Source organism: Xinfangfangia pollutisoli, assembly GCF_020179405.1.
GTDB classification, from domain to species: Bacteria; Pseudomonadota; Alphaproteobacteria; order Rhodobacterales; family Rhodobacteraceae; genus Pseudogemmobacter; species Pseudogemmobacter pollutisoli.
The window spans coordinates 1-26133 of sequence record NZ_JAICBZ010000024.1; the positions used below are offsets into that span (position 1 = coordinate 1).

General features: G+C 66.2%; 24 protein-coding genes and 1 CRISPR repeat array. Of the genes, 11 read left to right on the top strand and 13 right to left on the bottom strand.

Annotated features, from left to right (window positions below; all coding sequences use genetic code 11):
• On the top strand, positions 1-210 hold a 210-nt coding region (locus K1Y73_RS09395; RefSeq protein WP_225028032.1), incomplete at its 5' end, for a hypothetical protein.
• 77 nt (positions 211-287) lie between these two features.
• Here the strand turns inward: K1Y73_RS09395 and K1Y73_RS09400 are convergent.
• From K1Y73_RS09400 to K1Y73_RS09410, 3 genes are all read right to left on the bottom strand, one after another.
• Positions 288-752, bottom strand: coding sequence for a hypothetical protein (locus K1Y73_RS09400; protein WP_225028033.1), 465 nt, complete (start codon positions 750-752; stop codon positions 288-290).
• Between the two features lie 257 nt (positions 753-1009).
• A complete protein-coding gene (locus K1Y73_RS09405; RefSeq protein ID WP_225028034.1) occupies positions 1010-1315 on the bottom strand; it encodes a type II toxin-antitoxin system HicB family antitoxin in 306 nt (101 codons plus the stop codon).
• 16 nt (positions 1316-1331) lie between these two features.
• Positions 1332-1625, bottom strand: coding sequence for an addiction module antidote protein (locus K1Y73_RS09410; RefSeq protein ID WP_225028035.1), 294 nt, complete (start codon positions 1623-1625; stop codon positions 1332-1334).
• A 672-nt stretch (positions 1626-2297) separates the two neighbouring features.
• On the opposite strand from K1Y73_RS09410, the gene K1Y73_RS09415 reads away from it, so the two are divergent.
• The 8 genes from K1Y73_RS09415 to cas2 all read left to right on the top strand — a co-directional run bounded on the left by K1Y73_RS09415 (position 2298) and on the right by cas2 (position 10095).
• Positions 2298-4190: a CRISPR-associated endonuclease Cas3'' gene (locus K1Y73_RS09415; RefSeq protein ID WP_225028036.1), complete on the top strand. Its 1893-nt coding sequence runs from the start codon at positions 2298-2300 to the stop codon at positions 4188-4190.
• 84 nt (positions 4191-4274) lie between these two features.
• Positions 4275-4580: a hypothetical protein gene (locus K1Y73_RS09420; protein WP_225028037.1), complete on the top strand. Its 306-nt coding sequence runs from the start codon at positions 4275-4277 to the stop codon at positions 4578-4580.
• Positions 4581-4731: 151 nt separating this feature from the next.
• Positions 4732-5430, top strand: coding sequence for a type I-C CRISPR-associated protein Cas5c (gene cas5c / locus K1Y73_RS09425; RefSeq protein WP_225028038.1), 699 nt, complete (start codon positions 4732-4734; stop codon positions 5428-5430).
• Entirely contained in the window at positions 5427-7172 is a 1746-nt protein-coding gene (gene cas8c, locus K1Y73_RS09430) for a type I-C CRISPR-associated protein Cas8c/Csd1 (protein WP_225028039.1), read from the top strand. Before cas5c ends, cas8c begins: the two co-directional genes overlap by 4 nt.
• Positions 7169-8122, top strand: a complete 954-nt coding sequence (gene cas7c, locus K1Y73_RS09435; protein WP_225028040.1) for a type I-C CRISPR-associated protein Cas7/Csd2 — start codon at positions 7169-7171, stop codon at positions 8120-8122. The genes cas8c and cas7c overlap by 4 nt, the downstream gene beginning before the upstream one ends.
• A 2-nt stretch (positions 8123-8124) precedes the next feature.
• Positions 8125-8772 (top strand): CRISPR-associated protein Cas4, encoded by a 648-nt coding sequence (cas4, locus tag K1Y73_RS09440; protein ID WP_225028041.1) that lies wholly within the window; start codon positions 8125-8127, stop codon positions 8770-8772.
• Complete coding sequence (gene cas1c, locus K1Y73_RS09445; RefSeq protein WP_225028042.1) at positions 8769-9803, top strand: type I-C CRISPR-associated endonuclease Cas1c; 1035 nt, start codon at positions 8769-8771, stop codon at positions 9801-9803. The genes cas4 and cas1c overlap by 4 nt, the downstream gene beginning before the upstream one ends.
• 1 nt (position 9804) lies before the next feature.
• Complete coding sequence (gene cas2, locus K1Y73_RS09450) at positions 9805-10095, top strand: CRISPR-associated endonuclease Cas2 (RefSeq protein ID WP_225028043.1); 291 nt, start codon at positions 9805-9807, stop codon at positions 10093-10095.
• Between the two features lie 190 nt (positions 10096-10285).
• Positions 10286-13131: direct repeats of the CRISPR family, unit length 31 nt; unit sequence GTCGCCCCTTCGCGGGGGCGTGGATCGAAAC.
• Between the two features lie 278 nt (positions 13132-13409).
• On the opposite strand, the gene K1Y73_RS09455 is transcribed toward cas2, so the two are convergent.
• Positions 13410-13832 (bottom strand): MerR family transcriptional regulator, encoded by a 423-nt coding sequence (locus K1Y73_RS09455; protein WP_225028044.1) that lies wholly within the window; start codon positions 13830-13832, stop codon positions 13410-13412.
• Between the two features lie 94 nt (positions 13833-13926).
• Between K1Y73_RS09455 and K1Y73_RS09460 the strand changes: the two genes are divergently transcribed.
• A complete protein-coding gene (locus K1Y73_RS09460; protein WP_225028045.1) occupies positions 13927-16194 on the top strand; it encodes a heavy metal translocating P-type ATPase in 2268 nt (755 codons plus the stop codon).
• A gap of 1 nt (position 16195) precedes the next feature.
• A complete protein-coding gene (locus K1Y73_RS09465) occupies positions 16196-16810 on the top strand; it encodes a methyltransferase family protein (RefSeq protein WP_225028046.1) in 615 nt (204 codons plus the stop codon).
• A gap of 20 nt (positions 16811-16830) precedes the next feature.
• Here K1Y73_RS09465 and K1Y73_RS09470 read toward each other — a convergent pair whose 3' ends face one another.
• The 9 genes from K1Y73_RS09470 to K1Y73_RS09510 form a co-directional block, all read right to left on the bottom strand.
• Entirely contained in the window at positions 16831-17922 is a 1092-nt protein-coding gene (locus K1Y73_RS09470; protein WP_225028047.1) for a P1 family peptidase, read from the bottom strand.
• Between the two features lie 19 nt (positions 17923-17941).
• A complete protein-coding gene (gene kynU / locus K1Y73_RS09475) occupies positions 17942-19132 on the bottom strand; it encodes a kynureninase (protein WP_225028048.1) in 1191 nt (396 codons plus the stop codon).
• 106 nt (positions 19133-19238) lie between these two features.
• Complete coding sequence (locus K1Y73_RS09480; RefSeq protein WP_225028049.1) at positions 19239-20480, bottom strand: SAM-dependent methyltransferase; 1242 nt, start codon at positions 20478-20480, stop codon at positions 19239-19241.
• Positions 20477-21250, bottom strand: a complete 774-nt coding sequence (locus K1Y73_RS09485; RefSeq protein WP_225028050.1) for a DUF5765 domain-containing protein — start codon at positions 21248-21250, stop codon at positions 20477-20479. The genes K1Y73_RS09480 and K1Y73_RS09485 overlap by 4 nt, the downstream gene beginning before the upstream one ends.
• A gap of 77 nt (positions 21251-21327) precedes the next feature.
• Complete coding sequence (locus K1Y73_RS09490; RefSeq protein ID WP_225028051.1) at positions 21328-22392, bottom strand: dipeptidase; 1065 nt, start codon at positions 22390-22392, stop codon at positions 21328-21330.
• Positions 22392-23147 (bottom strand): ABC transporter ATP-binding protein, encoded by a 756-nt coding sequence (locus K1Y73_RS09495; protein WP_225028052.1) that lies wholly within the window; start codon positions 23145-23147, stop codon positions 22392-22394. The genes K1Y73_RS09490 and K1Y73_RS09495 overlap by 1 nt, the downstream gene beginning before the upstream one ends.
• A 112-nt stretch (positions 23148-23259) precedes the next feature.
• Entirely contained in the window at positions 23260-24105 is an 846-nt protein-coding gene (locus K1Y73_RS09500; protein ID WP_225028053.1) for an ABC transporter ATP-binding protein, read from the bottom strand.
• The gene (locus tag K1Y73_RS09505; RefSeq protein WP_225028054.1) at positions 24102-25025 is read right to left on the bottom strand and encodes an ABC transporter permease; all 924 of its coding nucleotides are present in this window, start codon (positions 25023-25025) and stop codon (positions 24102-24104) included. Before K1Y73_RS09505 ends, K1Y73_RS09500 begins: the two co-directional genes overlap by 4 nt.
• Positions 25022-26101 carry an ABC transporter permease gene (locus tag K1Y73_RS09510; RefSeq protein WP_404819079.1) on the bottom strand — a complete coding sequence of 360 codons (1080 nt, stop codon included), beginning with the start codon at positions 26099-26101 and terminating at the stop codon, positions 25022-25024. The genes K1Y73_RS09505 and K1Y73_RS09510 overlap by 4 nt, the downstream gene beginning before the upstream one ends.
• Between the last annotated feature and the right edge of the window lie 32 nt (positions 26102-26133).

Sequence of the window (26133 nt, forward strand, 5' to 3'; positions counted from 1 at the left end):
ATGCTGCCCCTGACGCTGGCGCTTGCGGCCTCGGCCTGCGCGACGCCGAAAACCTCAACCGCCTTCGCTGATTGCGAAAGCCCGGTGCTGCTGCCCGCGCGGGATTTGACGCGCGCCGAGGTGGTCGCCTTCTGGGCCCAGGACCGCGCCGCGCTGGTGACCTGCAGGGCAAGGCACGCCGCCGCGGCGGGGGTGGATCCGGCGGGGTAGGGGGCTTTCAAAAGGGCCGGCAGATCCTGGCTTCGATCATCGGCTGGGGCCTTGCCGGAAGAAGGGTCAGGGTCCACCTAATTCCATGCGCCGGAATAGGACAGGTCGGTGCATTGGGCCAGCTGATGCCCGGAATTTTCGAAACAGAAGGAAACGGCGTTCCGACCGGACTTTTTTACCCAGGCTTTCTTGGAGACCGGCGCCCAGACACCATAAGTGTCCACCGCCACGCGCGCAGTTCCGAAAGTCAGCTCGCAGGTCTCGGCGTTGATCATCTTGGCCGAGAAATTCTTGTAGCGCAGATTGTCATATTCGGCTTCGAGGATCTTGTTTGGCGACTGGTAATCGCAGCTGCCGCCGACATTGGTCCAGGTTCCAGACCCGACCTGTTTCTTGCGGCTGTCGTTTGCGAAGGTCATCACGGTGCATTGGCCCTGCACTTCGGCTTCCCAACCCCAAAGCCCGTCAAAGGCCTTGTCGCATGAGGCCTGCGCGCTGGTCGCCATGGCCATGCAGAGGGCTATAGGCAAGATCACTTTCATCTTCGTCACCTCTCTTTTTCAGCACCAGTGCCGCCCCCAAAGAAGACCGAGGATGCGACCTGACTTTTGCGTGAAAGTTCTGAAAGGCTAGGAGGGTGAAGCGATTCTCTCAACATGAGAAGGCCGGTGCAGCGGCCCGCGCGGGATCTGGCCCCGGGCCGAGGTGGACGCGTTCCGGGGCCCGGTCTGTGCGGCGCTGGTGACCTGCAGAGCCAGAAAGGGACAGCCTGATTATCCTCTGGGCCTTCGTGGGCGGACTAACGGCGCGCAGTTTTCCGCATTTTATCGCCAGATGGGCCCCGGTCGGCGGGGATATAGGGGATCGGGATCAGTGTCGCGCCCTGGGCGATCTGAGCCGCAACATCGGCGCGCTGGCGCAGGGTGTCGAGCGGGGCAGGGGCGACGTCCGGCTGATCCTCGAACCACAGATCCAGCACTTCGGTCGCTGCCGCCGGGATCTCGTTCCAGTCGTCAGCAGCCGCAAAGCAGCCCGGAAGATCCGGGAAGCTCAGCCCATAGGGGCTGTTTGCGTCCTTATGCACGATGGCGGTATAGTATCGCATCTGGTGTCTCCAATTGTCAGCCGCCCGGGATGGTCGAGGCCTCAAGGCGGATGTTTAGCGCCTTGGTCACGCCAAGAAGGGTGGAAAGCGTCGGGTTGCCGGTCGGCGACAGGGCCTTGTAAAGCGCCTCGCGGCTCAGGCCTGCGTCCCGCGCGACCTGAGACATGCCGCGGGCGCGCACGATCACACCCAGGGTGTGGGCCACATATCCCGCATCCCCGGTCTCCAGCGCGTCGCGGAGGAAAGCCGCCTCAGCCTCAGGGTCACCCAGATATATGGCCGCGTCAAAAGGGGTGGTCTTGGTGGTCATAACCGATCTCCTGCGCTACCTTCTTGGCGCGCTTGATGTCTCGATCCTGTGTCCGCTTCGTGCCCCGCAGAGCAGGATGTCAAGCATCCCGTCCTGGCGGCAGAATTACACCCGATAGCCAGGGCCATGGTAGATCCGACGCTCACCAATTCCTTCGAAAACCTTGGTATCCCTGATCAGACCTGGGCCAAGCCGCTCGAACCGGGCGGCCACCAGGGCGACGGCCTTGAGGTCTTTGAGGCTGCCCAGCTATTCGCAGAAGGTGGAGATGAGGCGGATTTCGTTCGGCATATGTCGCTTGTAGTTATCATGTGTTGCATTGTCGACGAAGGGCTACAGGTGCGAGGTCGATTGGCGAAGGCATTCGGATCTAGTCGCAAATGCCACGCGTAACTCTCGCCGCAGCTGAGCGCCCGAAATCGCAGGTTCCTGGCGCAGTCGAAAGGGGCGATGACCGGCGAGCAGGACGCAGGAAGGACCCTGACAGGCGACCGATCGACTCAGGCGCCGCCGATCACTTGACACCGAAATCCGTGCCAGCATGCTGGGTGGGTCGTTGTTTTGAACCTAGGTGATCTCATTTGCCTGGGCTGAACTGGAACAGCGCTTCGGAAATATCCACCATGCATCGTCTCTCAGACCAATTGAAACACAGGCCGGCGGAGTAGAGCAATGCCACCAAGAAAGGCATTTGCACATTCTGGATATGACCTTGTTGCGCGAAGCGACTGGCAAGATCTTGAAGAACACCTTCAGGCGACAGCAGAACTTGCCGAAGCCCGCGGCTCCCGATTTGGTCTGGGGAAAACCGCAGGGCTTGCGGCCCGATGGCATGATCTCGGGAAATATGACCCGGCCTTCGATCGAATCCTCTGCGGAGAAGCGGTGCGCGTCGATCACTCGACTGCCGGCGGGCGGTTGGTTCTGGATCGGGCGACGCCCCTGACGCGCTACGCCGCCGAAGTTCTGGCCTATGCCATTCTCGGGCATCACGCCGGTTTGCCAGACCGGCGTGGGTCTGAGGCGAGCCTCCAGAACCGGATCGACAGTTCTGTCGACAAGCTTCCTGCCGACATCGCCGCCGCACCAGTCGATCTAATGCCCGCGCTGAAAGAACTGTCGGCGCGGAGCTTCCGCGACCGGCGCGATCCGCGTTCCCTTTCACCAGCAGACCTGAAGCAGCGGACGCAGCAGGAGGCTTTCGATCTGTCGGTCGCCGGGCGTATGGTGTTTTCCTGTCTGGTGGATGCCGACTTCCGCGATACCGAAGCTTTTTACGATCGTCTTGAGGCGCGTCTGCGTGATCGGGACTGGCCCGTGCTGCAGAGCATCCTTCCGCAACTGACGCAGGCCTTCGACGCGAAAATCGCCGGCTTCTCAGCCACAGGCGATCTGAACCGCCTTCGCGCCGGAATCCTGGCGCATGTCCGCGCCAAAGCCGAGATGGCGCCCGGCCTTTTTACCTTGACCGTGCCGACGGGCGGCGGAAAGACGCTGGCTTCGATGGGGTTTGCGTTAGACCATGCGGCAAAGTATGGCCACCGCCGGATTATCTATGCAATTCCCTACACCTCGGTGATCGACCAGACCGCCGAGATCTTCCGAAATCTCTTCGGTGATGTCGTCCTGGAGCATCATTCCAGCATCGACGAGGAAAAGCCGGGGGCTGAACAGCGCGACAAGCTGCGCCTTGCGATGGAGGATTGGGCCGCCCCGATCGTGGTCACGACCAATGTGCAGCTTTTCGAAAGCCTGTTCGCGGCCCGCCCCTCACGCTGCCGCAAGCTGCACAATATCGCGGGCTCGATCATTGTTTTGGACGAGGCACAATGCCTGCCGCGCAAGCTGCTGCTGCCGGTGCTGCGGATGCTTGATGCGCTTGCGGTGCAGTATGGCTGTTCGATCGTCCTTTGCACCGCCACGCAGCCCGCTTTCGACAGTCGACAGTTGCAGACCGGAGGCTTGCCTCTGGCTGGCCGCGAGCTGGCGCCCGACCCCGAAGAGCTGGCCCGCCAGCTGCGCCGGGTGACGATCCTTCGGGCTGGCGAGATGGACGATGCCGCATTGGTTGAGGCACTTGGTGGCGCGCCGCAGGGCATGGTCATCGTCAACAGCCGCGCCCATGCTCTGGATCTCTTCGAAGCGGCAAGGGCTGCGGGATTGGACGGGGTGATCCATCTGACGACCCGCCAATATCCCGCCCATCGGCGCCGGGTTATCGCCGAGATCCGACAGAGGCTGGACGCAGGCCTACCCTGTCGCTTGATTGCGACCAGCCTGATCGAGGCGGGGATCGACCTGGACTTTCCGATCGGGTGGCGCGCGGAAGCCGGGCTCGATTCCTGCGTGCAGGCTGCGGGGCGGGTCAACCGGGAAGGCAAGCGGCCGGTGATGACCAGCACATTGACCATCTTCTCGGCACCCGGTCGGCCGATGCCGAACGAGATCCGGGTACTTGCTCAGGCGATGACTGGCACGGCCGCGCGCTTTGCGGGCGATCTGCTGGCGCCTGAGGCGATCCGCGACTGGTTTGAGCATGTCTACTGGCGCGCCGGCGTTACATAGCTTGGCCAGCTGATGGTTGAGCAATTCGGTCTTTCCCGCAGCGGAACGGATTTTGCTTTTCGCAGCGTTGCGGCGCAGTTCCGCATGATCGAAAGCGCGATGGTCCCGGTGATCGTCCCCCTTGATCCCGAGGCCGCGGACTGGGTGGAGAAGCTGGGGCTTGCGCAGATCCCGTCCAGCCTGATCGCCCGCAAGCTTCAGGCTCATACGGTGCAGGTGCCGGCGAAAGCGCGGGCGATCATGCGGGAAAACGGCAAGGGAACCTTCCGCAATCCCGATCTGCGCGGCGATCAGTTTTTCGTCCTGTGCGATCCGTCGCTTTACCGCGAGGATATTGGGCTTTGGTGGGAAAGTGCCGAATATCTGTCGCTGGAAGAAAGTGTGATTTGAACGGGAATTGAGTGGGATTTTTTGCATCCAGAATGCAAGTTTTCCATTGCGCGCCGCGGTCGGGGTGATGCCGGGAATCTACCTGGTTCCGGGAAATTCGGCTTGTATGATTCCTGCCTCTGGCTAATTTGGCAGGAAGAGCGGGGGGAACATGGCTTACGGAATACGCCTGCATGTATGGGGCCGCTACGGCCTTTTCACGCGCCCCGAGATGAAGGTGGAACGGGTTTCCTATGACGTGATGACGCCATCGGCCGCGCGCGGCGTGCTTGAGGCGATCCACTGGAAACCGGCGATCCGCTGGGTGATTGATCGGATCCATGTGCTGGAGCCGATCCGCTTCCAGTCGATCCGGCGCAATGAGGTGGGGCACAAGGCCCCGGCCGGGAATATCAAGCGGGCGATGAACCGTGGCGATCTGGAAGGGCTGCAGATCCTTGTCGATGAAGATCGCCAGCAGCGTGCCTCGACCGTTCTTGTCGCGCCCGCTTATGTGATCGAGGCGCATTTCGAGCTGACCGCAAAGGCGGGTGCCGAGGATACGGAAGGCAAGCATCTTGATATATTCAACCGCCGGGCGGCGCGGGGGCAGTGCTTTCACCAGCCTTGCCTCGGCACCCGGGAATTCGCCGCCAGCTTCGCCCTGATCCCGCCCGATGCGCCGCTGCCTTTCCGCGATCCCCAGGCCGAAACCGCCGATCTTGGCTTCGGCACGCCGCGCGATCTGGGCTTCATGCTTTGGGATATCGACCACGCCGCCCCGGGCCGCCCCTCGCTTTTCTTCCGCGCCGGCCTGCGCGATGGCGTGATGGAGGTGCCGGGGCCAGACAGTGCCGAGGTGCGGCGATGAGCCTTCTTGCCGCGCTGGTCCGCGCCTATGACCGCCTGCCGGACGCGCCGCCTTTCGGGTTTTCTTCCGAAAAGATCGGATTCTGCGTGGTGTTGGCCCGGGATGGCGCGGTCGCCGAGGTGGTCGACCTGCGCGACAGCGACAAGAAACGCAGCCCCAGGATGCTGATGGTGCCGCAGGCCCGGAAGCGCACGGTCGGCATCGCCCCGAATTTTCTGTGGGACAAGACCGCCTATGTCCTCGGCGTGACCGCGGGCGAGGGCAAACGCACCGCCGAAGAACATGCGAAATTCCGCGCGCAGCACTCGGAATGGCTTGCCGGGACCGAGGATCCGGGCCTGCTGGCCTTCCTGCGGTTTCTTGAAACCTGGACACCCGAAACCTTCGCGCCGCCGCTTTGGCCAGACGATTTGCGCGACCAGAACCTGGTTTTCGCGCTGGCTGATGAATACCGAGACCGCTTCCTTCAGGATCGGCCCGCAGCGAAGGCGCTTTGGCGGCAGATCGGTGCCGAAGCGGCTTCGGACCCGCAGATCTGCCTCGTGACGGGCGAGCCGGGGCCGGTCGCGCGTCTGCACCCGTCCGTGAAAGGGGTCTGGGGCGCGCAATCCTCGGGCGCCAGCCTCGTTTCCTTTAACCTCGATGCCTTCACCTCTTACGGCCACGAACAGGGCGACAATGCCCCGGTCTCAGAGGCAGCGGTCTTTGCCTATACCACTGCGCTCAACCGCTATTTGGAAAAGGGCAGCGGTCATCGCATCCAGATCGGCGATGCCTCGACGGTGTTCTGGGCGGATGCCAGCGATCTTGAAGATGCTGCCGAAGCTGAGGTCATGTTTGCGGCCTTTTTTGACTCGGCCGGCGAAGACAGGGCCGCGACGGCGATCGTCGCCGACAGGCTTGCGCAGATCAGGGACGGCCGGCGGCTGGCCGAGATCGCCCCGCGGCTGGACAAGGGGGTACGGTTTTACGTTCTGGGGCTTGCCCCCAATGCCGCCCGGCTGGCGGTGCGCTTCTACTGGGAAGATGATTTCGGCGCCCTGACCGCGAACTATCAAAGGTTCCTCTCCGACACCCGGCTTGAGCCGCCGCCTCGTGATGGCTGGCCGGCGCTCTGGCGCTACTTGCGCGACATCGCGGTGCTAGGGAAATCGGAGAACGTGCCGCCCAATCTGGCTGGCGAATGGATGCGCGCGATCCTGACCGGCACGCCCTATCCCCTAACGCTGATGACGGCGGCGCTGATGCGTCTGCGCGCCGATGGCGATGCCAATGCGCTGCGCGTGGCGCTGCTGAAATCCGTCCTGATCCGCAATTTCAAACTGGAGGTTCCCGTGGCGCTCGATCCCGCCAATACGAACAAGGGCTATGCCCTTGGCCGGCTGTTCGCCGTCTACGAGGAAGTCCAGCGCGCCGCCCTGGGCGGCAATGTGAATGCCACCATCAAGGACAAATTCTATGGCGCGGCCTCGGCCGCCCCGCAAAAGGTGTTTGCCGCGCTGAATTCAGGCTCTCAGCCGCATTTCTCGAAGCTGAAAAAGCAAAGCCCCGGCCGCGCCGTCAATCTGGAGCGGCTTCTGATGACGATCACCGATCTGATGGAGGCGGGAAACGACCCGATCCCCGCCTCGCTGTCCAGTCAGGAACAGGCGCTGTTCGGCATCGGATATTACCACCAGCGCAGCGATTTTTTCCGCAAGCATGACGCCGGCGCCACCCCCTCGACGGAGACCGAAGAATGACCACGCTTTCCCGCCGCCACGATTTCGTGCTGATCTTCGACGTGACGAATGGCAATCCGAATGGCGATCCCGACGCCGGCAATCTGCCGCGGCTTGACCCCGAGACCAATCACGGCCTGGTCTCTGATGTCAGCCTGAAACGCAAGATCCGCAACTATGTGGAACTTGCCCGCACCGGCCAGGATGGGTTCCACATCTACGTGGAAGAGGGTGCGATCCTGAACGATAAGCATCGTCAGGCCTATGTCGCGCTGCGCCCTGACGACCCGAAGGCGCAGAAAGAGCCGAAGCTGAACCCGAAAGATGATGCCGAAGCGATCCGCCTGCGCGACTTCATGTGCCGGAACTTCTTCGACGTGCGCACCTTCGGGGCGGTGATGTCCACCGGCATCAATTGCGGCCAGGTCAAGGGCCCGGTCCAGATGACCTTCGCCAGTTCAGTCGAGCCGATCCTGCCGGTCGAGATCACCGTGACCCGGATGGCCGCGACGAACGAGGCCGAAAAGAAGAAAACGGCCGAGGGCGCCGATGGCGACCAGCGCAGCGACAATCGTACCATGGGCCGCAAACATATCGTTCCCTATGGCCTTTACGTCGCGCATGGCTTCATCTCGGCCAAATTCGCCGAACGGACGGGCTTTTCCGACGCCGATCTCGATCTTCTGTTCGAGGCGCTGGTCTCGATGTTCGAACATGACCGCTCGGCCGCGCGCGGCGAGATGACCACCCGCAAGCTGGTCGTCTTCCGCCACGAGAACGCCTTGGGCAATGCCCCGGCGCATGTGCTGTTCGACCGGGTGAAGATCGGCCGCAACGTGGATGGCGCGTTTCGAGATCTTGACGACAAGGGGCTTGGCAACCTGGCGCCGGCCCGCAAGTTCTCGGATTACATGGTGAAGATCGACCAGGAGGATCTGCCGTCGGGCGTCGAGATCCTGGACCTGGCCTAGACATGCCGGCCGAAGAGGACCCCATACCCCTCTCGGCCTTGCAACATGCGGTCTACTGCCTGCGCCAGGCCGCGCTGATCCATATCGAAAGGCTTTGGGCCGAGAACCGCTTCACCGCAGAAGGCGATGTCCTGCATGCGGTCGCCGACAAGGGCGGCAGTCGGAAGATGCGGGGGCTGCGGCGGGTTCTGGCGCTGCCGCTTGCCTGCCGGCGGCTGAACCTTTCTGGCACGGCGGATCTGGTGGAGTTCCTGCCGGGCCCGGCGGGCGAGACGGCTTTTCCCGTCGAATACAAGCGCGGCAAGCCGAAGCTGCATCGCGCCGATGAGGTGCAGTTGTGCGCGCAGGGCCTGTGTCTGGAAGAGATGACCGGTCAGCCCGTTCCCGAAGGCGCGCTGTACTATGCTGAAACCCGCCGCCGCGTGACCGTGCCCTTCGACGCCGATTTGCGCCGGTTGACCGAAGCCACCGTGGCCGATCTGGCCGCCCTCTTTGCCAGCCGCATGACGCCGCCGCCGACACCGCATAAAAGCCGCTGCCGCGCCTGTTCGCTGATTGACCTATGCCGGCCCGAAACTTTCGCCCGGCCGGTCAGGCAATGGCGCGACCGAATGGTCGAAAAGGCGCTGGCGCCCGGGGCCTCGGAATGAAGAAGCTTCTCAATACCGTCTATGTGACCAGCGAAGGTGCCGCCCTGAAAAAGGACGGCGAAAACCTGGTGGCCGAGGTCGAAGGCGCCGAGAAGGCGCGGGTGCCGCTGCACATGTTGGCCTCGATTGTGGTTTTCGGGCCGATCCTGGTCTCGCCGGCGCTGATCGGTGTTTGTGCCGAACGCGGGATCACGCTGGCGCTTCTGGATCGTGCCGGCCGGTTCCAGGCCCGGATCGAAGGGCCGGTCAGCGGCAATGTCCTTTTGCGCCGCGCGCAGTACCGCCTGGCCGACCGGGCCGAGGATGTGGTGCGCTCGATCGTCATGGGAAAGATCGCCAATCAGCGCGCGGTGATCCGTCGCGCCTTGCGCGACTATGGTGACGAGATGCCGTCCGAGACGCGCGACGCCCTTGCTGCCGCGACTGAACGCATGGCGATGATTCTGCGACGGGTGCAGCTGAAGGATGAGACAGTCGATCTCATGCGCGGCTCGGAAGGCGAGGCGGCGACGCTGTATTTTGGTGTGTTCGGCCATCTTATCCGTTCTCCAGATGCCGAGTTGCGCTGGACCGGCCGCTCGCGCCGTCCACCGCTGGACGGGATGAACGCGCTTCTATCCTTTCTTTACACGCTGCTGACCCATGACTGCCGTTCCGCCTGCGAAGCGATCGGGGTGGATCCTGCCGTCGGCTTCCTGCATCGCGACCGGCCCGGCCGGCCAAGCCTGGCTCTTGATCTGATGGAGGAATTGCGCGCGCCGCTGGCCGACCGGCTGGCGCTGTCGCTGGTCAACCGCCGCCAGCTGCGGGCTGGCGACTTTCGGCGGATGGAGGGCGGCGCGGTTCTGATGACCGATGACGCGCGCCGACTGGTGCTGACCGCCTGGCAAGAGCGCAAAAGGGAAGAGCGTCTGCATCCTTTCCTGCAGGAAAAGGCGCCCTTCGGTCTGGTGCCCTATCTTCAGGCGCAGATGCTGGCCCGCCATTTGCGCGGCGATATCGACGCCTATCCGCCCTGGTTCTGGAGCTGAGATGCTGGTGCTTGTCACCTATGATGTGAACACGTTGGAGGACGGCGGTAAGAAGCGCTTGCGGCGCCTGGCCCGCGCCTGCGAAGATTTCGGCCAGCGGGTTCAGTTTTCGGTATTTGAAATCGAGATCGACCCCGCGCAATGGGCGAAACTGAAGGCCAGGATCGAGGGGATTATTCGTTCGGACGTCGACAGCCTTCGCTATTATTATCTTGGCAGCAATTGGTCTCGGAAAGTCGAGCATGTCGGGGCGAAACCGTCGACCGATCTGAACGGGCCTCTCATCGTCTGATTCCGGGTCGATGTTGCGAAGGTCAAGCATGTTCGCTAGTTTCGCCAGGTTCGCAGAGCGGCAGATCTTTGAAAACGTGAGATAAAAAACCGCGGCAACTCCGTATGACTGCAAATTGCGTCGCAGGGGGGGGCAGTTCGCATTTTTGTGCTGTTTCTCTCCGTTTCGAGAAGCGTTTAGCATAGATGTGGTCGCCCCTTCGCGGGGGCGTGGATCGAAACCGCCTTCTATATTGCGAGGTGGTTGCTCTCCCCGTGTCGCCCCTTCGCGGGGGCGTGGATCGAAACTTGATGAACACCGCCATTCAGAGGCCCGGGGAGCGTCGCCCCTTCGCGGGGGCGTGGATCGAAACGCGCATCATCGCGGTCGCGCATATCTGTGCCGCGGTCGCCCCTTCGCGGGGGCGTGGATCGAAACGCGTCCTCCCATTTCCGCCGCCGGTCCTCCCTGTCGTCGCCCCTTCGCGGGGGCGTGGATCGAAACAGCCGGACACCGTGCATATTCTCGGCTTCGGGGTGTCGCCCCTTCGCGGGGGCGTGGATCGAAACGCGATGCTTTTCTGCCATTCGTTCTGTCGGCACGAGAGTCGCCCCTTCGCGGGGGCGTGGATCGAAACAAGACCTTCGGCGCAACTGAGGCGCTGATCAATCAGGTCGCCCCTTCGCGGGGGCGTGGATCGAAACACTGTTCCAACGGCAACGCGGGCAGCGAGTGTTTGTCGCCCCTTCGCGGGGGCGTGGATCGAAACACCATGCGCTTGGCGCCGATCGCGCCGGACGGGGTGTCGCCCCTTCGCGGGGGCGTGGATCGAAACGGCCGGCCGGTCAGCTTTTCCCAGCGGCGCACCATGGTCGCCCCTTCGCGGGGGCGTGGATCGAAACTTCTACGAGCGGCAAGACGGCGGGCTGGGGTTTGTCGCCCCTTCGCGGGGGCGTGGATCGAAACTCTGTTCGGGTGGAAGCGAGAGAACGGGAAGCGGCGGTCGCCCCTTCGCGGGGGCGTGGATCGAAACAGGCCGATCTGGGTTGCCGCAATGGCCCCATCCGGTCGCCCCTTCGCGGGGGCGTGGATCGAAACTTTACGACCACATCTAACCACCGGGGCTGCCGATGTCGCCCCTTCGCGGGGGCGTGGATCGAAACATCGACAGCATCACCGTTGCCGGTCGCCTGTGCGTCGCCCCTTCGCGGGGGCGTGGATCGAAACCCAAATCCAGATCAGAAGTGGAAGCCGGGTCAAGTCGCCCCTTCGCGGGGGCGTGGATCGAAACCTTTCAATCTGCATTGCAAACTCCCGCGTTTCCTGTCGCCCCTTCGCGGGGGCGTGGATCGAAACGCCGCAGATCCGACGCTCTTTGGTACCGTCGCTCAGGTCGCCCCTTCGCGGGGGCGTGGATCGAAACGACATTGGCCGAGCCGCGCACCGGGCTGTGCTGGGTCGCCCCTTCGCGGGGGCGTGGATCGAAACCAGTTCTGGTTGGCGTCGCAAACCTGCGATGCCGGTCGCCCCTTCGCGGGGGCGTGGATCGAAACCCGACACCAATGCCGCCATCCGTGGGGGCAACCAGTCGCCCCTTCGCGGGGGCGTGGATCGAAACGCCGATGATAAAGGGCTCAAAGCAGGTATTCGGTGGGTCGCCCCTTCGCGGGGGCGTGGATCGAAACGGCCGAAGGTCCCCTTCGGTGTGCGAGACCAGAGTCGCCCCTTCGCGGGGGCGTGGATCGAAACTCATGAAAAACTTCATTCAGCGCGGCGAGGTTGGTCGCCCCTTCGCGGGGGCGTGGATCGAAACACCGGCACCGAAACCGCCGCGGCCAAGACCCGCGCGTCGCCCCTTCGCGGGGGCGTGGATCGAAACAACCCGGTGGGGACATTGTAGAAGGTGTTGCCGGTCGCCCCTTCGCGGGGGCGTGGATCGAAACACGGCGTGGTGGCAAGGGCCTGGCAAGGATCGGCGCGTCGCCCCTTCGCGGGGGCGTGGATCGAAACCATGCCTTTAGCCTCGGGCCGTCCGGGCCGCAGTCGTCGCCCCTTCGCGGGGGCGTGGATCGAAACCCCGGAATGGCATGACCGTCGAAGCCGAACGAAAGGTCGCCCCTTCGCGGGGGCGTGGATCGAAACAGCTGGAACGGCCGGACCGGATGATGACGCAGCCGGTCGCCCCTTCGCGGGGGCGTGGATCGAAACAGCAAGGATACCGGCCCGGTCATACGCGGCTGCAGGTCGCCCCTTCGCGGGGGCGTGGATCGAAACATGGTCATGCCTGCCGCACCGCCGGCGGCTGCACGTCGCCCCTTCGCGGGGGCGTGGATCGAAACGCCTTCAGAGGCGCGGGCGCGCCAAAGGAACCGACGTCGCCCCTTCGCGGGGGCGTGGATCGAAACCTGCCAGTCCAGCCGCGGGTCGCGCACCTTCGGCGGTCGCCCCTTCGCGGGGGCGTGGATCGAAACTCGCTGCCCGGCCCCTCAGGGACGCCGCGCGCCGTCGCCCCTTCGCGGGGGCGTGGATCGAAACGTCGCCGAACCGGACGAAGGAATACATCCCCGGCAGTCGCCCCTTCGCGGGGGCGTGGATCGAAACTTGCCGAGGTGATAGGCCAGATCGTGCGCCGCGTCGCCCCTTCGCGGGGGCGTGGATCGAAACAATTCGCGCGCCGGCATGGACTTGGCAGGGTCCGTCGCCCCTTCGCGGGGGCGTGGATCGAAACACCTCCGCGGCCTGGACGATCAGGCCGACCGCGTGTCGCCCCTTCGCGGGGGCGTGGATCGAAACGACATGTCTCTCTGTCTGGACGATCTGCCGCGCCGTCGCCCCTTCGCGGGGGCGTGGATCGAAACACCTCCAGAGCCGAGGCGTCGAGCTGTTCCAGCGTCGCCCCTTCGCGGGGGCGTGGATCGAAACACCGTCACCAGCTGGCTCAAGGAGGCCGCATGAATGGTCGCCCCTTCGCGGGGGCGTGGATCGAAACACCCAGCAGGACGGGTCGTTTTCCCAATAGTCGCCCGGTCGCCCCTTCGCGGGGGCGTGGATCGAAACCCCGGTGGCGCCCTCGATCGCCACCGGGGTCGCTGGTCGCCCCTTCGCGGGGCGTGGATCGAAACAGGCGCGAGGGGATCACCTTCTGGCTCCACTTCGGTCGCCCCTTCACGGGGGCGTGGATTCAAAGCCTCACCCGTTTACAGTCGCGACTGTAACCCCTTGATTTCTCAAGGCTCGGTTCTGGGCTGATATACCGACCATGCCTCTGGAATCGCACGCAAATTCCTGCTCTTCCGCGATCGCCACCCCCCTTGGGTCAGGCACTGCGCCGCCGGTCAGTGCCCGTGATCGGCATGCAGGCACAGGTCGTGATTGCCCAGAACGTCGATCACCCGGCAGTCCGAAATCGTGCCATGGGCGCATTGCGCCACCATCCGCTGCAGCTCGGTCTGCAGGGCCTGCAAGCGCTGGATGCGTTCCTTCACCGCGATCAGCTGCCGCCGCGCGATCTCGTCGGCCGAGGCGCAGGGCATGTCGGGCTGGTCCGCCAGGCGCAGCAATTCGCGGATCGCGTCCAGCGGGAAGCCCAGGTCGCGGGCATGGCGCACGAAGCAAAGCCGCTCCAGCGTCTTCTGGCCGTAAAGCCGCTGGTTGCCACTGCTGCGGTCGGCTTCGGGCAGAAGGCCGATCTGTTCGTAATAGCGGATGGTCGGCACCTTCACCCCGGCGGCCTGGCTTAGCTTTCCGATCGTCAGCATGAGAAACCTCTTGAAGCTCTAGTTGCTAGAGCATGTATCCCTGCGAATCGATGCAGACAAGTCGACCGGACCCAAGTCCGGGCAGGAGGCCGCGATGCGCGAAGCGACGAAATATCAATGGACGGTCAGCGGCATGGATTGCGCCGCCTGCACCGTGAAGGTGACGAAGGCGGTCGAGCGGCTGCCGGGTGTCAGCGAGGTGAAGGTCGCGCTGATGAGCGAGCGTCTGTCGCTGGCGCTTGCCCCGGGGGCGACGGCGCCGGGCCAGGTGGAAGAGACGGTGCGCAAGCTGGGCTATCAGATCGCGCCGCTGTCCGACGGGGCGGGGGCGCGCAGCGGCGCGCGCGCGCATGTCCATGGTCCGGGCTGCGCCGGTCATGGCGCGACGGCGGATCATGACCATGATCACGATCATGACCACGGCCACGATCACGGCGCGGCGCCTGCGGCTGCGGGCCATCTGCATGACGATCCGGCCGATCGCGGCAAGCCCTGGTATCGCAGCGGCAAGGGGCGGCTGGTGCTGGGCACCGGGCTGCTTCTGGCGCTGGCCTGGGGGTTCGAGCTGTTCGTCTCGGCCGAATATGGCGGCTGGGCCTTCGCGCTGGCCTGTGTCATCGGCCTTGCGCCGGTGGCGCAGCGGGCTTTCGCGGCGCTGCGTCTGGGCCAGCCCTTCACCATCGAAAGCCTGATGACCATCGCCGCGCTGGGTGCCCTGGTGATCGGCGCGGCCGAAGAGGCGGCTTTGGTCGTGTTCCTGTTCGCGGTGGGCGAGGTGCTGGAAGGCGTGGCGGCCGGCAAGGCGCGCGACAGTATCCGTGCCCTGGGCGATCTGGTGCCGAAGACCGCGCTTCTGGAACAGGACGGACGCATAAGCGAGGTTCCGGCCGACAGTCTGCTGATCGGCCAGACCGTACTGGTGCGCCCGGGCGACCGGATCCCCGCCGATGGCGAGATCGTCGAGGGCACAAGCGGCATCGACGAAAGCCCGGTCACCGGCGAAAGCGTGCCCGTCACCCGCGGCCCGGGGGCGGCGGTCTATGCCGGCGCGATCAACACCGAGGCTGCCTTGCGGATCCGCGTCAGCCGCGAACCCGCCGACAATACCATCGCGCGGATCATCCGCCTGGTCGAAGAGGCCGAAGAGGCGCGGGCGCCGACCGAGCGTTTCATCGACCGGTTCAGCCGCTGGTACATGCCCGCCATCGTCGCGGTCTCGGCGCTGGTCGTCCTGCTGCCGCCGCTGGCGCTGGGGCTGGACTGGCAGGTCTGGATCTATCGCGGCCTGGCGCTTCTGCTGATCGGTTGCCCCTGCGCGCTGGTGATCTCGGTTCCGGCCTCGATCGCCTCGGCCCTGTCTTCGGGGGCGCGGCGCGGGCTTTTGATGAAGGGTGGTGCTGTGATCGAGGCGGCGGCGGCGGTGCGGCGCATCGCCTTTGACAAGACCGGCACGCTGACCCATGGCAAGCCCGTCGTCACCGATCTGCGCCCCGCGCCCGATGTGGCGGAAGGCGATCTGCTGGCGGTGGCGGCGGCGGTCGAGGCCGGGTCCAGCCATCCGCTGGCCCAGGCGATCCTGCGCCGCGCGGACCAACAGGCGCTGGCGCCCCTGCCGGCGCGCGAGGCGCGGGCGATCCCCGGCAAGGGGGTTCAGGCGCTTGTGGAAGGCGCCCAGGCCTGGGTCGCCTCGCCCCGCCATGCGGCCGAGGCGGGCGGGCTGGCGCCGGCGCAGCAGGACGTGGCGCGCGCGCTGGAGGCCGAGGGCAAGACGGTGGTCGCGGTCTTCCGCGAAGGCCAGCCGCTGGGCCTGATCGCGCTGCGCGACGAGCCGCGCGCCGATGCGGCCGAGGCGATGCGGCAATTGCGGGCGATGGGGATCGCTCCGGTCATCCTGACCGGCGACAATCCCCGCACCGCCGAGGCGATTGCCGGGCAGCTGGGCATGGCCTTCCGCGCCGAGATGCTGCCCGAAGACAAGCTGGGCGTGATCCGCGAGATGGCGGCCGAGGGCGGGGTGATGATGATCGGCGACGGCATCAACGACGCCCCGGCGCTGAAACAGGCGGGCGTGGGCGTCGCCATGGGCTCGGGCACCGATGTGGCGCTGGAAACCGCCGATGCGGCGATCCTGCGCGACCGGGTGCAGGATGTGCCGGCGCTGATCCGGCTGGCGCGGGCGACGATGGGCAATATCCGCCAGAATGTCGCCGTGGCGCTGGGGCTGAAGGCGGTGTTTCTGGTCACCTCGGTTCTGGGGCTGACGGGTCTGTGGATCGCGATCCTGGCCGATACCGGCGCAACGGTGCTGGTCACGCTGAACGCGCTGCGCCTGTTGCGCTTCGATCCGACGCGGGAGGGCTAGGATGATCGCGCCCTCCGGCTGGGCCGCTTTCGCGGCGCTGGGCCTGTATCTGGCGCTGTTCGCGCTGGGCACTCTGCGGCTGAGGGCGGCGGGGCAGCGGGTCTGGCTGTTTCCCGGCGCCAAAGGGGCCGACCGGCTGGCGGCGCTGGGCTTTCGCGCGGGCTTTGCACTGGCGGTCCTGGGCCCGCTTCTGTGGCGGGCGGTCCCCGCGCTGCACAGGGCCGATCCGCTGTGGCGCGACCTGCCGCAAACCGGGCTTGGCGCAGTTCTGGCGGCGCTGCTGGCCTGGGCCGGGGCGGGGCTGGCGCTGGTGGCGCAATCGGGCATGGGGGCCTCATGGCGGGTCGGCGTGGCGCAGGGTGCTGCGGGGCAATTGGTGACGGGCGGGCTGTTTTCGCTGTCGCGCAACCCCACCTTCCTGGGCCAGGTGCTGCTGCTGCTCGGTCTGGCGCTGGCCTTGCCCGCGCTGCCGACCCTGATTGCCCTGCTGCTGGTTCTGGCCGCGGCAAGCCTGCAGATCCGCAGCGAAGAGCGGCTGATGCTGGCCGCGCATGGCCCCGCCTATGCCGCCTATCAGCGCCGGGTGCCGCGCTGGATCGGTCTGCCGCGCCGGTAGGCCAAGGCCGCCGGGGCCGCTTAGCCCGCGCCGTCGCGAAACAGCGCCGCCAGCCGCGCGCGGTCGATCGCCCGGCAGATGCCGCCCTCGGGCTTGACGGTGGGCACATCCTCGCCCGCGACAAGCGCATTCACCACCGCCTCTTCCACCGCCTCGACCGCGGCCAGATAGACCGGGTCGATATGGTCGGGCGCCAGCTCGTCGATCCGGCGCAGCAGGGCGGTCTGTGGCAGCTCTTGCGGATTGGCGGTCGAGAAGGCCAGGAAGATATCGCCCGAACTGTTGCCGCCCGGCGTGCCGCCGCGGCCGATGCCGATCGCCGCCCGTCGCGCCAGGCCCTGCAGCGACAGCGGCGACAGCGGCGCGTCGGTGGCCAGGATCACGATGATCGAGCCGGTCTCGCGCTTGATCAGCCGGCCCTCGGGCATCAGCTGCCCGACCGGCCGGCCCAGGATCGTCAGCCAGGGCCGGATGCCGTGATTGGCCTGAACCAGCGCGCCGACCGTATAGCCGGCCCCCAGATCGACCCGGCGCGAGGCGGTGCCGGTGCCGCCCTTGAACTCATAGGCGATCATCCCGTTGCCGCCGCCGGTCGAGCCTTCGGCGACCGGGCCCGGCCGGGCCGCGGCCAGGGCCGCCAGCGCATGATCGGGGGTCACCGCCAGCCGGGTGATGTCGTTCAGCACCCCGTCATAGGTTTCGGCCACGACCGGCATCGCCCAGGCGTGGCGGTCGCGGAAATGGCTGGCATAGGTGTCGATCATCCAGCGCACGGCGCCGCTGTGGCAGGCGCCGATGGCATGGGTGTTGCTGATCAGGATCGGGCCCAGGACATGCCCGGCATGGTCGATCCAATGCGTGCCCGTCATCTCGCCATTGCCGTTCAGCGCGGCATGGCCGGCCCAGACCGGGCGGGGGCGCGGGTCGTGGCCGCGGGGCAGCACCGCCGTCACACCGCTGCGCAGCCTTTGCGCCGGATCGGTCAGGGTGCAGAAGCCGACCTCGACGCCTTCGACATCGGTGATGGCGTTCAGGGGCCCGGGCGTGCCCGGAAAGGGCAGGCCCAGATCGCGGGCGCGGGGCGGCGGGGGCGTGGCAAAGCCGGCGGGCATCCAGGATCTCGGGCTGCGGTCAGGTCACCCGCGACCTTACCTGATATTTCGGATCGCGCCAGATTTCGCTGCCGATCACCTCGGCGATCAGCGCCGCGGCGCGGTCGATATCGGCGGCGTCCAGATACAGCGGCGTGATGCCGAAACGCATGATGTCGGGGGCACGGAAATCGCCGATCACCCCGCGGTCGATCAGCGCCTGAATGGCGGCATAGCCCTGCGGGAAGGCGAAAGACACTTGCGAGCCGCGCTGGGCCGGGTCGCGGGGCGAGACCAGGCGCAGGGCAGGGCATTGCGCCTCGACCGCGGCGATGAAACGTTCGGACAGCGCGATCGAGGCGGCGCGCAGATCGGCCATGGAAACGCCCTGCCAGACGTCCAGCGCCCGGTCCAGCACCGCCAGCTGCAGGATCGGCGGCGTGCCGACGCGCAGCCTTTCGGCGCCCTGTGCCGGGCGATAGGCCAGCTCCATCGCGAAGGGCGCATCATGGCCCATCCAGCCGGCCAGGGCCGGGCGCAGATCCGCGATCAGATCGGGGCGGGCATAGATGAAGGCCGGCGCGCCCGGCCCGCCGTTCAGGAACTTGTAGCTGCAGCCCACCGCGAATTCGGCCTGGCAGGCGGTCAGGTCGACCGGCACCGCCCCGGCGCTATGGGCCAGATCCCAGATCATCACCGCGCCGGCCCGATGCGCGGCAGCGGTGATCGCGGCCATGTCATGCATCCGCCCGCTGCGGAAATCGACCTGGGTCAGCAAGACCGCCGCCACATCGGGGCCGAGCGCGTCCTGCACCTGGTCGGGATCGACAAGCCGCAACTCATGCCCCTTTCCCAGCGTGTCGATCAGACCCTGCGCCATGTACAGGTCGGCCGGGAAATTGCCGCGGTCCGACAGCACGACGCGCCGGTCGGGGCGCAGCGCCAGCGCCGCCGCCAGCGCCTGATAGACCTTGATCGACAGCGTATCGCCCGTTGCGACCGAGCCTTCGGGCGCCCCGATCAGCCCGCCGATCCGGTCGCCCACCTGGCGCGGCAGACTGATCCAGCCGGCCGAATTCCAGGCCCGGATCAGCTCTTGCCCCCATTGCGCGCCGATCACCTCGGCCGCGCGTTCGGCCGCGCCGCGCGGCAGCGGGCCCAGCGAGTTGCCGTCCAGATAGATCACGCCCTCGGGCAGGTCGAACAATGGCTTCAGCGGCAGATCGGTCATTCCACAGGCTCCCCCTCGCGGCACAGGGCCGCTGCATCAGTCCTAGCCGCCCGGCGGGGCCCGGCTCAAGTGCCCGCGTCAGGCCCCGTCTTTCAGGCCCCGTCTTTCAGGCTGGCTCGCCCGGGCCAAAGCGCGGCACCGGATCGGCATCGGGATACAGATAGTCGCGCGTGCGGGGCGCGGCATAGCGGCCACGGCCCAGCTGGACCTGGAACAACAGGTTGTAGCGTTCGGAAAACACCAGCTCTGCCGCGGTCAGATAGTAGCGCCACATCCGCACGAAGCCTTCATCGAACATCTCGCGCACGCGGGGCAGGTTCGCCTCGAAGCGTTGCTGCCAATGCCGCACCGTGCGTTCGTAATGCCCGCGCCAGACCTCGACATCGCAGCTGTAAAGCCCCGACTTTTCCACCGCCGCCAGCACTTCGGACAAAGCGGGCGTATAGGCGCCGGGGAAGATGTATTTCATGAAGAAGGGCGAAGACACGCCCGGCGGCGTCGCCCGGCCGATGAAATGGATCAGCGCCAGCCCGTCTTCGGTCAGGTTGTCATGCAACTTGCGGAAATAGGTGCGGTATTGCGGCGCGCCCACATGTTCCAGCATGCCGACCGAGACGATGCGGTCGAAGGGTTCGGCCACTTCGCGATAATCGCAAAGCCGGATCTCGACCTGGTCGGACACGCCATTTTCAGCCGCGAAGGCCTCGGCCGCGGCCTTCTGCTCGGCCGACAGGGTGATCCCGGTGACATGGACGCCCCAATCCTTGGCCAGCGTGACCGCAAGCCCGCCCCAGCCGCAGCCGATATCCATCACCCGCATGCCGGGCCGCAGCAGCAGCTTGCGCGCGATATGGGCCTTTTTCTTTTCCTGCGCTTCCTCCAGCGTCTCGTCGCCTTTCGGGAAATAGCCGCAGGTATATTGCCGCCCCGGCTCCATGAAGAGCCCGTAGAATTCGGCCGGAATGTCGTAATGCGCGGCGACATTGCGGCGCGAGACATGGATCGGGCTGCGCTGCACCGCCCGGCGCCAGACCAGGCGCAAGCCTTCGACCAGCCGATGCGCCAGCGGGAAATCGCCGGCCTGCTCGTTCAGGATCGCCAGCCGGATCAGGCTGCGCAGATCCTCGGCCGGGACCGAGATCAGCCCCTCCATATAGCATTCGCCCAAGCCGAGATCAGGATTCTTCAGGATGCGGCCAAAGGCGCGCGCATCATGCACGACCAGCGCGGCGCGCGGTTCGCCCCCAGGGCCGAAGCGGCGGGTCGTGCCGTCAGGCAGGGTCAGGGTCAGCTCTCCGACCCGCAGCATCCGGGTCAGGAAGCCCAGGAACAGCCGTTCGGCGATCATGCGGCGCGCGCCCCCGACAGGCCCGGCCAGATCCGCCACAGCGGCCAGCTTTCGACCTGCAGATAGCGCCGCACCGGCGTCTTGATCGCGATCATCAGGAAGCCGATCGACAACAGGCACCAGACGGCGGGAATCTCGTTGGGGTTCGAGGTGGTCAGCCGCGCCAGAACCGGGCCCATCAGCAGATGGTAGATCACCAGCTTCCACGAGCCCAGCAGGAACGGGACAAGGAACATCGCGATCGGATAGGTGGGGAAGGCATCGGCGAACAGCCTGTGCCAGGGCCAGCCCTGGCTTGCGGCGGCCATCCCCTCGAACATGCCATTCACCGGCACCTGCCAGGCGATATGCCAATTGCCCGTCACCGAACACATCTGCGGCCCGCATAACAGCCGGCCGGGCGTACAAAGCCCCGCCGCCTCAAGCGGTTGCAATTGCACGATCATCACCGCGGCCGAGATCGAACAGGCGGCAAGGCAGATCGGCCAGGCCAGGCGCCGCACGGCGGCCGGCACGAAATACAGCGCCATCATCGCGCCGAAGAAGGGCTGGAAGGCGATATGCAGATAGCTGAGCAGCGTGGCAAAGCGGTTCGCGCCCAGCCCGCATTGGTCGATCACGCTGTAGGTATAGCCCTGCAGCAGTTCCATGCCCGAGAAATACATCAGGGGCAGCCACAGAAGCGGGCTGTCTTTCTTCCAGGCCGCATAGCCGGTTGCCGCCAGGCCGGCCGCCGCCAGCGCGTATGAGGCTTCGCCACTCCAGCACATCGGTCAGCCTCGGGGCGCGGGCGGCAGGTCCTGGCCCGCCGCAAGGGGGCGCGCAGGCAGGGCAGGTGCGTGCAGGATCATGCAGCGCCGCCCCAGGTCCGGCGCAGGACGGCCTGCCAGTTGCGATGCGCCAGCTTTTGCAGCAGCGGCCGGTCATAGCCATGCGCCGCCAGCGCCTCGAGCAGCCGGGGCAGGCCCAGCACATCGCCGATCACCTCGGGCGTGGTGCAGCCATCGTAATCCGAGCCGAAGCCCAGATGATCCTCGCCCAGTTGTTCCAGCAGATGGTCCATGTGGCGCAGCACCGGATCCCAGCCGGTGGCGGCATTCTGCTGGCCATCGGCCCGCAGGAACGAGGTCGAGAAGTTCAGCCCGACCATGCCCTTCGACTCGCGGATCATGGCCAGCTGCCGGTCGGTCAGGTTGCGCGACGACGGCGTCAGCGCATGGGCGTTGGAATGGGTGGCAACCAGCGGCGCATCCGACAGGCGGGCGACATCGTCAAAGCCCTTTTCGTTCAGATGGCTGAGGTCGAGCATGATCTTCAGCGCATTGCATTCGCGCACCAGCCGCTGTCCGGCCTCGGTCAGGCCGGGGCCTGTATCGGGCGAGGAGGGGAAGGCGAAGGGCACGCCATGGCCGAACAGCGTTGGGCGCGACCAGACCGGGCCCAAGGACCGCAGGCCGGCGGCATGGAACAGATGCAGCGAATCCAGGCTTTCATCGATCGCCTCGGCGCCTTCGAAATGCAGGATCGCGGCGATGGTGCCGGTGGCGATGCAGGCATCCAGATCATCGGCCGAGCGCACGATCTTCAAGGCGCCCTTGGCTGCGCGTTCCATCCAGTACAGATGCCCGACCGCCTGCATCGCCGGGCCGATGGCGGCCGGGAAGGGGATTGGGTCGGGCAGGGGCAGGGCGAAGGGCGGGTGCGCCATCATCGCCATGAAATCGGGGCCGTCATCGTCATGCGGCGAGGGCAGGTAGACGGCGAAGAAGCCACCGGCGAAGCCCGCCTGCTGCATCCGCGGCAGATCCAGATGGCCGATGCCTTCGCCGGTCAGGAAGATCTCTTCGCGCCGGGCCGGGTCCAGCAGCAGGCGCAGAAGGAAGTCGTTATGGCCGTCGAAAACCGGGATCATCACTTTGTCTCCATCAGGCGGTCGGCCGAGGCCTCGAACAGGCTGCGGGCATAGCCGGTCTGCATCCTGGCATTGGCAAGATCGGCGCGGGCAAGCTCTTCGACGGCACGGCCGTGCTGCATCACCAGCACGCGGTCGCACATATGGTCGATGACCGCAAGGTCATGAGAAACCATCAGGAAAGTCAGCCCGCGTTCGGCGCGCAGCCGGTTCAGAAGGTTCAGCACCTCGGCCTGGACGCTGGCATCCAGCGCCGAGGTCGGCTCGTCCAGCAGCAGGATCTTCGGTTCCAGCATCAGCGCGCGGGCGATGGCGACGCGCTGGCGCTGGCCGCCCGACAGCTGATGCGGATAGCGGAAGCGGAAGGCCGGCGGCAGGCCCACATCCTGCAGCGCCTGCACCACCTTGGCATCCGAGCCGGGCAGGCCGTGAATGGCCAGCGGCTCGGACAGGGTGCGGTCGATGGTGTGGCGGGGATGCAGGCTGGCATAGGGGTCCTGGAACACCATCTGCACCTGGCGCGAAAAGGCGCGGCCCTGGGGCAGGGGTTTGCCGTCGATCAGGATCCGCCCGGCCGAGACCGGCGCCAGCCCGCAGATCGCGCGCAGGATGGTGGATTTGCCCGAGCCGGATTCGCCCACCAGCCCATAGCTTTCCTGCGCCGCGACCGACAGCGACACGTCTTCGACCGCGCGCACCTCATGCCCTTTCGAGCGGAAGGTGACGGACAGGCCCTGGATGTCGATCATCGCCATTGCGGGCCCCCCAGCTGCGGGGCAAGCGATTTCTTCGAAGAAATCGCAGCGGAGCCTTTGAAGGCTCCGGACCGGAATTTTCGAAAATTCCGGTGAGGCGCGAGGGGCGGGGTCATTGCGTGCCCTCCTGCGCCCAGCCGCCCGAGCGGTCCAGCACCGGCAGGGCGGCGCGGCTGCCGCCGATCCGCGGAAGGCAGTTCAGCAGGCCCTGCGTATAGGGGTGCTGCGCCTGCATCAGCCGGCCGGCGGCGATTTCCTCGACGATCTTGCCCTTGTACATCACCAGAACCCGGTCGCAGAACCGCGCCACCAGCCGCAGGTCGTGGCTGATGAAGATCAGCCCCATGCCGCGATCGCGCACCAGCCGGTCCAGGATCGACAGCACTTCGGCCTGCACGGTCACGTCCAGCGCCGAGGTGGGTTCGTCGGCGATCAGCAGGTCGGGTTCGGGGATCAGCATCATCGCGATCATCACCCGCTGGCCCATGCCGCCCGACAATTCATGCGGATAGGCGGTCAGCACCCGTTCGGGGTTGCGGATCTGCACCGCCTCAAGCGCGGCCAGCGCCTTGGCGCGGGCATCCGCGCGGCCCAGACCGTCGCGGCGGCGCAGGCCCTCGGTCAGCTGATCGCCGACATTCATCACCGGGTTCAGCGAATATTTCGGATCCTGCATCACCATGCCGATCCGCTTGCCGCGCAGCGCGCGCATCTCGCGTTCGCCCGCCGTCATCAGGTCGTGCCCGTCAAAGACCATCCGGTCGGCCTGGATCCGGCCCGGCGGGCGGATCAGCCGCAAGACCGACCGTCCGGTCATGGTCTTGCCCGAGCCCGATTCGCCCACGATCCCCAGCCGTTCCCGGCCAAGGCTGAACGACACGCCGCGCACCGCCTCGACCGGGCCGGTCTCGGTGTCGAAGGTGACGCGCAGGTTCTGCACCTCAAGCAGCGGGCTCATTTCGGGGCACTCCGCGGGTCCAGCACATCGCGCAACCCGTCGCCCAGCAGGTTGAAGCCCAGGGAGACCAGGAAGATCGCCAGGCCCGGCATGGTCGGGATCCACCATTGTTCGAACAGGAATTTCCGCCCGGCCGAGATCATCTGCCCCCATTCCGGCATCGGCGGCTGCACGCCCAGGCCCAGGAAGCCCAGCCCGGCGGCGATCAGGATCACCCCGGCCATGTCCAGCGTGACACGGATGATGACCGAAGGCAGGCACATCGGCACGATATGGCCGGCGATGATGCGCAGATGGCTGGCGCCCTGCAGGCGGACGGCGGCGATATAGTCGGAATTGCGCACGGTCAGCGTCTCGGCCCGGGCGACGCGGGCATAGGGCGGCCAGGCGGTCAGCGCGATGGCCAGAACGGCGTTGAAGATGCCGGGGCCCAGAACGGCCACCAGGGCCAGGGCCAGGATCAGCCGCGGGAAGGCCATGAAGATATCGGTCAGCCGCATCAGCACCGCATCGACCCAGCCGCCGAAATAGCCCGAGACCGTGCCGATCATCAGCCCCAGCACCGGCGCCGTCACCGCGACCAGCGCGATGATATACAGGGTGACGCGGCTGCCCCAGATGATCCGGCTCAGGATGTCGCGGCCGAAATCGTCAGTGCCCAGCAGGAAACCGGGCGTGCCGGGCGGCTGCAGGCGGCGCGACAGATCCTGCACCACCGGATCATGCGGGGCGATCAGCGGCGCCAGCAGCGCCGTCAGCAGCAAAAGCCCGACGATCGCCAGCCCGAGCATCGCCAGCCCGTTCCTGCGGATGCGCAGCCAGGCCAGCCAGGCCTGTCCCAGCCGCGCCTGCCGGCGCGAACGCGGGTTCGGATCGGTCAGCCAGCCGCGCCAGCCCTGTCTTGCGGGAAGGCTGGTCATGCGCGCGCCCTCGGGTCGACCAGCCGGTACAGGATGTCGCTGATCATGTTCAGGGTGACGAAGGCCAGGCCGACCACGACCGTGCCGCCCAGAACCGCCGGCATGTCATTGGCGAACAAGGCATCGGTGATGTAGCGGCCCAGGCCCGGCCAGGCAAAGATCGTCTCGGTCAGCACCGCGCCCTCCAGCAGATAGGCATAGCTCAAGGCGATGACGGTGATCAGCGGCACCATGACGTTGCGCATCGCATGGACCCAGATCACCCGCCATTCCGGCATGCCCTTGACGCGGGCGGTGGTGATGTATTCCTGCCCCAGTTCATTCATCATGAAGCTGCGGGTCATCCGGCTGATATAGGCCATCGAGACATAGCCCAGCAAAGCCGAGGGCAGGATGATGTGGCTGATCGCGTTGCGGAACATGTCCCAGGCGCCGTTCAGCGCCGCGTCGATCAGGATGATGCCGGTATATTGCGTCATCTGGAACTCGAGCAGCATCTGATAGCTGGCATCCAGCCGCCCCGGCCCCGCCACCCAGTCAAGCTGGCCGTAGAACACCAGAAGCCCCAGGAGCCCGAGCCAGAAGACCGGCATGGAATAGCCCACAAGCCCGACGATCCGCACGATCTGATCGGCGAAACTGCCGGGCCTTGTCGCGGCCAGAACCCCCGCCGGCACGCCCGCTAGAACACCGAACAGCGTGCCCAGCGTGGCCAGTTCCAGCGTGGCGGGGAAATACCTTGCAACCTCTTGCAGAACCGGCTCGCGGGTGCGGATCGACACGCCCAGATCGCCCTGCAGCGCATCCCACAGATAGATGCCGTATTGCACATACCAGGGCCGATCCAGGCCGAAATGCTGGCGCGCGGTCTCGATCTGCGCCGGCGTCGCGCGTTCGCCGACAATCGACAGGATCGGGTCGATCGGCACGACGCGGGCGATGATGAAGGTCATCGTCAAAAGGCCCAGAAGGGTCAGCATCAGCGACAGAAGGCTGGTGCCCAGCCCGAACAGGCGACCGCGCCAGGGCGAGGGGCCAGAGAGGGGGACGGGGGCGGGGGAGGAGGTATTTGCCATCGGGAAAGGGACCCGCCCGCCGCAGGCTCTGC

Coding starts and splice junctions, on each gene's coding strand:
- K1Y73_RS09510 (WP_404819079.1), bottom strand. CDS start 26,101: ATGGCAAATACCTCCTCCCCCGCCCCCGTCCCCCTCTCTGGCCCCTCG.
- K1Y73_RS09410 (WP_225028035.1), bottom strand. CDS start 1,625: ATGACCACCAAGACCACCCCTTTTGACGCGGCCATATATCTGGGTGAC.
- K1Y73_RS09460 (WP_225028045.1), top strand. CDS start 13,927: ATGCGCGAAGCGACGAAATATCAATGGACGGTCAGCGGCATGGATTGC.
- K1Y73_RS09480 (WP_225028049.1), bottom strand. CDS start 20,480: ATGATCGCCGAACGGCTGTTCCTGGGCTTCCTGACCCGGATGCTGCGG.
- K1Y73_RS09490 (WP_225028051.1), bottom strand. CDS start 22,392: ATGATCCCGGTTTTCGACGGCCATAACGACTTCCTTCTGCGCCTGCTG.
- cas7c (WP_225028040.1), top strand. CDS start 7,169: ATGACCACGCTTTCCCGCCGCCACGATTTCGTGCTGATCTTCGACGTG.
- cas5c (WP_225028038.1), top strand. CDS start 4,732: ATGGCTTACGGAATACGCCTGCATGTATGGGGCCGCTACGGCCTTTTC.
- K1Y73_RS09420 (WP_225028037.1), top strand. CDS start 4,275: ATGATCGAAAGCGCGATGGTCCCGGTGATCGTCCCCCTTGATCCCGAG.
- K1Y73_RS09505 (WP_225028054.1), bottom strand. CDS start 25,025: ATGACCAGCCTTCCCGCAAGACAGGGCTGGCGCGGCTGGCTGACCGAT.
- K1Y73_RS09415 (WP_225028036.1), top strand. CDS start 2,298: ATGCCACCAAGAAAGGCATTTGCACATTCTGGATATGACCTTGTTGCG.
- K1Y73_RS09400 (WP_225028033.1), bottom strand. CDS start 752: ATGAAAGTGATCTTGCCTATAGCCCTCTGCATGGCCATGGCGACCAGC.
- K1Y73_RS09465 (WP_225028046.1), top strand. CDS start 16,196: ATGATCGCGCCCTCCGGCTGGGCCGCTTTCGCGGCGCTGGGCCTGTAT.
- K1Y73_RS09500 (WP_225028053.1), bottom strand. CDS start 24,105: ATGAGCCCGCTGCTTGAGGTGCAGAACCTGCGCGTCACCTTCGACACC.
- cas2 (WP_225028043.1), top strand. CDS start 9,805: ATGCTGGTGCTTGTCACCTATGATGTGAACACGTTGGAGGACGGCGGT.
- K1Y73_RS09485 (WP_225028050.1), bottom strand. CDS start 21,250: ATGTGCTGGAGTGGCGAAGCCTCATACGCGCTGGCGGCGGCCGGCCTG.
- cas1c (WP_225028042.1), top strand. CDS start 8,769: ATGAAGAAGCTTCTCAATACCGTCTATGTGACCAGCGAAGGTGCCGCC.
- kynU (WP_225028048.1), bottom strand. CDS start 19,132: ATGACCGATCTGCCGCTGAAGCCATTGTTCGACCTGCCCGAGGGCGTG.
- K1Y73_RS09495 (WP_225028052.1), bottom strand. CDS start 23,147: ATGGCGATGATCGACATCCAGGGCCTGTCCGTCACCTTCCGCTCGAAA.
- cas8c (WP_225028039.1), top strand. CDS start 5,427: ATGAGCCTTCTTGCCGCGCTGGTCCGCGCCTATGACCGCCTGCCGGAC.
- cas4 (WP_225028041.1), top strand. CDS start 8,125: ATGCCGGCCGAAGAGGACCCCATACCCCTCTCGGCCTTGCAACATGCG.
- K1Y73_RS09405 (WP_225028034.1), bottom strand. CDS start 1,315: ATGCGATACTATACCGCCATCGTGCATAAGGACGCAAACAGCCCCTAT.
- K1Y73_RS09455 (WP_225028044.1), bottom strand. CDS start 13,832: ATGCTGACGATCGGAAAGCTAAGCCAGGCCGCCGGGGTGAAGGTGCCG.
- K1Y73_RS09470 (WP_225028047.1), bottom strand. CDS start 17,922: ATGCCCGCCGGCTTTGCCACGCCCCCGCCGCCCCGCGCCCGCGATCTG.